This window comes from Streptococcus sp. HMSC072D07 (assembly GCF_001814835.1).
Lineage (GTDB): Bacteria > Bacillota > Bacilli > Lactobacillales > Streptococcaceae > Streptococcus.
Window position 1 is genome coordinate 1 of sequence record NZ_KV818042.1, and the last position, 5,154, is coordinate 5,154.

General features: G+C 49.5%; 1 tRNA gene and 3 rRNA genes. All 4 read right to left on the bottom strand.

Going from position 1 to position 5,154, the window contains the following annotated elements:
• Positions 1–2: 2 nt before the first annotated feature.
• Positions 3–118, bottom strand: a 5S ribosomal RNA gene (gene rrf / locus HMPREF2991_RS03255).
• Between the two features lie 76 nt (positions 119–194).
• Positions 195–3,097: ribosomal RNA gene (locus HMPREF2991_RS03260) — 23S ribosomal RNA — on the bottom strand.
• 124 nt (positions 3,098–3,221) lie between these two features.
• A tRNA-Ala gene (locus HMPREF2991_RS03265) sits at positions 3,222–3,294 on the bottom strand.
• A gap of 51 nt (positions 3,295–3,345) precedes the next feature.
• Positions 3,346–4,891 (bottom strand): 16S ribosomal RNA (locus HMPREF2991_RS03270).
• The 16S, 23S and 5S rRNA genes sit together here with 1 tRNA gene alongside, the layout of an rRNA operon.
• Positions 4,892–5,154 lie beyond the last annotated feature (263 nt).

A 5,154-nucleotide genomic window follows, 5' to 3' on the forward strand; every position in this document is an offset into this window, starting at 1 on the left:
AAGCTAAGCGACTTCCATATCTCACAGGGGGCAACCCCCAACTACTTCCGGCGTTCTAGGGCTTAACTGCTGTGTTCGGCATGGGTACAGGTGTATCTCCTAGGCTATCGTCACTTAACTCTGAGTAATACCTACTCAAAATTGAATATCTATCAAATACCAAGAAAACCTTCGCTTTCGTATTCTCAGTTACTTTGGATAAGTCCTCGAGCTATTAGTATTAGTCCGCTACATGTGTCGCCACACTTCCACTTCTAACCTATCTACCTGATCATCTCTCAGGGCTCTTACTGATATAAAATCATGGGAAATCTCATCTTGAGGTGGGTTTCACACTTAGATGCTTTCAGCGTTTATCCCTTCCCTACATAGCTACCCAGCGATGCCTTTGGCAAGACAACTGGTACACCAGCGGTAAGTCCACTCTGGTCCTCTCGTACTAGGAGCAGATCCTCTCAAATTTCCTACGCCCGCGACGGATAGGGACCGAACTGTCTCACGACGTTCTGAACCCAGCTCGCGTGCCGCTTTAATGGGCGAACAGCCCAACCCTTGGGACCGACTACAGCCCCAGGATGCGACGAGCCGACATCGAGGTGCCAAACCTCCCCGTCGATGTGAACTCTTGGGGGAGATAAGCCTGTTATCCCCAGGGTAGCTTTTATCCGTTGAGCGATGGCCCTTCCATACGGAACCACCGGATCACTAAGCCCGACTTTCGTCCCTGCTCGAGTTGTAGCTCTCGCAGTCAAGCTCCCTTATACCTTTACACTCTGCGAATGATTTCCAACCATTCTGAGGGAACCTTTGGGCGCCTCCGTTACCTTTTAGGAGGCGACCGCCCCAGTCAAACTGCCCGTCAGACACTGTCTCCGATAGGGATAACCTATCCGGGTTAGAGTGGCCATAACACAAGGGTAGTATCCCAACAACGTCTCCTTCGAAACTGGCGTCCCGATCTCTTAGACTCCTACCTATCCTGTACATGTGGTACAGACACTCAATATCAAACTGCAGTAAAGCTCCATGGGGTCTTTCCGTCCTGTCGCGGGTAACCTGCATCTTCACAGGTACTAAAATTTCACCGAGTCTCTCGTTGAGACAGTGCCCAAATCATTACGCCTTTCGTGCGGGTCGGAACTTACCCGACAAGGAATTTCGCTACCTTAGGACCGTTATAGTTACGGCCGCCGTTTACTGGGGCTTCAATTCATACCTTCGGATTACTCCTAAGCACTCCTCTTAACCTTCCAGCACCGGGCAGGCGTCACCCCCTATACATCATCTTACGATTTAGCAGAGAGCTGTGTTTTTGATAAACAGTTGCTTGGGCCTATTCACTGCGGCTGACCTAAAGTCAGCACCCCTTCTCCCGAAGTTACGGGGTCATTTTGCCGAGTTCCTTAACGAGAGTTCTCTCGCTCACCTGAGGCTACTCGCCTCGACTACCTGTGTCGGTTTGCGGTACGGGTAGAGTATGTTTAAACGCTAGAAGCTTTTCTTGGCAGTGTGACGTCACTAACTTCGCTACTAAACTTCGCTCCCCATCACAGCTCAATGTTATAGAACTAAGCATTTAACTCAATTCACACCTCACTGCTTAGACAGACACTTCCATTCGTCTGCTTTAGTTAGCCTACTGCGTCCCTCCATCACTACATACTCTAGTACAGGAATATCAACCTGTTGTCCATCGGATACACCTTTCGGTCTCTCCTTAGGTCCCGACTAACCCAGGGCGGACGAGCCTTCCCCTGGAAACCTTAGTCTTACGGTGGACAGGATTCTCACCTGTCTTTCGCTACTCATACCGGCATTCTCACTTCTATGCGTTCCAGCACTCCTCACGGTATACCTTCTTCACACATAGAACGCTCTCCTACCATACCTATAAAGGTATCCACAGCTTCGGTAAATTGTTTTAGCCCCGGTACATTTTCGGCGCAGGGTCACTCGACTAGTGAGCTATTACGCACTCTTTGAATGAATAGCTGCTTCTAAGCTAACATCCTAGTTGTCTGTGCAACCCCACATCCTTTTCCACTTAACAATTATTTTGGGACCTTAGCTGGTGGTCTGGGCTGTTTCCCTTTCGACTACGGATCTTAGCACTCGCAGTCTGACTGCCGACCATAATTCATTGGCATTCGGAGTTTATCTGAGATTGGTAATCCGGGATGGACCCCTCACCCAAACAGTGCTCTACCTCCAAGAATCTTGATGTCGACGCTAGCCCTAAAGCTATTTCGGAGAGAACCAGCTATCTCCAAGTTCGTTTGGAATTTCTCCGCTACCCACAAGTCATCCAAGCACTTTTCAACGTGCCCTGGTTCGGTCCTCCAGTGCGTCTTACCGCACCTTCAACCTGCTCATGGGTAGGTCACATGGTTTCGGGTCTACGACATGATACTAATGCGCCCTATTCAGACTCGGTTTCCCTGCGGCTCCGTCTCTTCAACTTAACCTCGCATCATATCGTAACTCGCCGGTTCATTCTACAAAAGGCACGCTCTCACCCATTAACGGGCTCGAACTTGTTGTAGGCACACGGTTTCAGGTTCTATTTCACTCCCCTCCCGGGGTGCTTTTCACCTTTCCCTCACGGTACTGGTTCACTATCGGTCACTAGGGAGTATTTAGGGTTGGGAGATGGTCCTCCCAGATTCCGACGGGATTTCACGTGTCCCGCCGTACTCAGGATACTGCTAGGTACAAAGACTATTTTAAATACGAGGCTATTACTCTCTTTGGCTGATCTTCCCAAATCATTCTTCTATAATCTTTGAGTCCACATTGCAGTCCTACAACCCCGAAGAGTAAACTCTTCGGTTTGCCCTCCTGCCGTTTCGCTCGCCGCTACTAAGGCAATCGCTTTTGCTTTCTCTTCCTGCAGCTACTTAGATGTTTCAGTTCACTGCGTCTTCCTCCTCACATCCTTAACAGATGCGGGTAACAGGTAGTACCTGTTGGGTTCCCCCATTCGGAAATCCCTGGATCATCGCTTACTTACAGCTACCCAAGGCATATCGTCGTTTGTCACGTCCTTCTTCGGCTCCTAGTGCCAAGGCATCCACCGTGCGCCCTTATTAACTTAACCTTATTTTTTGACCTTTCAGTCATAAACTCTTATTAATACTACAGCGTTTTCGGTTTATTTTCTTGTTACTATTTGATATAGATATTCAATTTTCAATGTGCATTACTTGGTGATCTCTCACCAATGGAGCCTAGCGGGATCGAACCGCTGACCTCCTGCGTGCAAAGCAGGCGCTCTCCCAGCTGAGCTAAGGCCCCACAAGACCTCTCAAGACTAAACAAGACCAATGTGCAGTTCCTTATCCTTAGAAAGGAGGTGATCCAGCCGCACCTTCCGATACGGCTACCTTGTTACGACTTCACCCCAATCATCTATCCCACCTTAGGCGGCTGGCTCCAAATGGTTACCTCACCGACTTCGGGTGTTACAAACTCTCGTGGTGTGACGGGCGGTGTGTACAAGGCCCGGGAACGTATTCACCGCGGCGTGCTGATCCGCGATTACTAGCGATTCCGACTTCATGTAGGCGAGTTGCAGCCTACAATCCGAACTGAGACTGGCTTTAAGAGATTAGCTTGCCGTCACCGGCTTGCGACTCGTTGTACCAGCCATTGTAGCACGTGTGTAGCCCAGGTCATAAGGGGCATGATGATTTGACGTCATCCCCACCTTCCTCCGGTTTATTACCGGCAGTCTCGCTAGAGTGCCCAACTGAATGATGGCAACTAACAATAGGGGTTGCGCTCGTTGCGGGACTTAACCCAACATCTCACGACACGAGCTGACGACAACCATGCACCACCTGTCACCTCTGTCCCGAAGGAAAACTCTATCTCTAGAGCGGTCAGAGGGATGTCAAGACCTGGTAAGGTTCTTCGCGTTGCTTCGAATTAAACCACATGCTCCACCGCTTGTGCGGGCCCCCGTCAATTCCTTTGAGTTTCAACCTTGCGGTCGTACTCCCCAGGCGGAGTGCTTAATGCGTTAGCTGCGGCACTAAACCCCGGAAAGGGTCTAACACCTAGCACTCATCGTTTACGGCGTGGACTACCAGGGTATCTAATCCTGTTTGCTCCCCACGCTTTCGAGCCTCAGCGTCAGTTACAAGCCAGAGAGCCGCTTTCGCCACCGGTGTTCCTCCATATATCTACGCATTTCACCGCTACACATGGAATTCCACTCTCCCCTCTTGCACTCAAGTTAAACAGTTTCCAAAGCGTACTATGGTTAAGCCACAGCCTTTAACTTCAGACTTATCTAACCGCCTGCGCTCGCTTTACGCCCAATAAATCCGGACAACGCTCGGGACCTACGTATTACCGCGGCTGCTGGCACGTAGTTAGCCGTCCCTTTCTGGTAAGATACCGTCACAGTGTGAACTTTCCACTCTCACACTCGTTCTTCTCTTACAACAGAGCTTTACGATCCGAAAACCTTCTTCACTCACGCGGCGTTGCTCGGTCAGACTTCCGTCCATTGCCGAAGATTCCCTACTGCTGCCTCCCGTAGGAGTCTGGGCCGTGTCTCAGTCCCAGTGTGGCCGATCACCCTCTCAGGTCGGCTATGTATCGTTGCCTTGGTGAGCCGTTACCTCACCAACTAGCTAATACAACGCAGGTCCATCTGGTAGTGATGCAATTGCACCTTTCAAGCAAATGTCATGCGACATCTACTCTTATGCGGTATTAGCTATCGTTTCCAATAGTTATCCCCCGCTACCAGGTAGGTTACCTACGCGTTACTCACCCGTTCGCAACTCATCCAGAGAAGCAAGCTCCTCCTTCAGCGTTCTACTTGCATGTATTAGGCACGCCGCCAGCGTTCGTCCTGAGCCAGGATCAAACTCTCATTAAAAGTTTGAGTTCTCACTCATTTCTGTCACTGACAGATTTATTGTTTTTTTCATTGTTCAGTACTATAACTTCAGTTATAGTGCCCTGCACATTGGTTCGTCTTGTTCAGTTTTCAAAGGTCTTTGTCTCTCATTCTCTCTCAAGCGACAACTATATTAGTATATCACAGCCATCTGTCTCTGTCAACAGATTTTTTAAACTTTTTTCAAGTTTTTTCTAACCACAATACACCATAGTCCGTACGGGATTCGAACCCGTGTTACC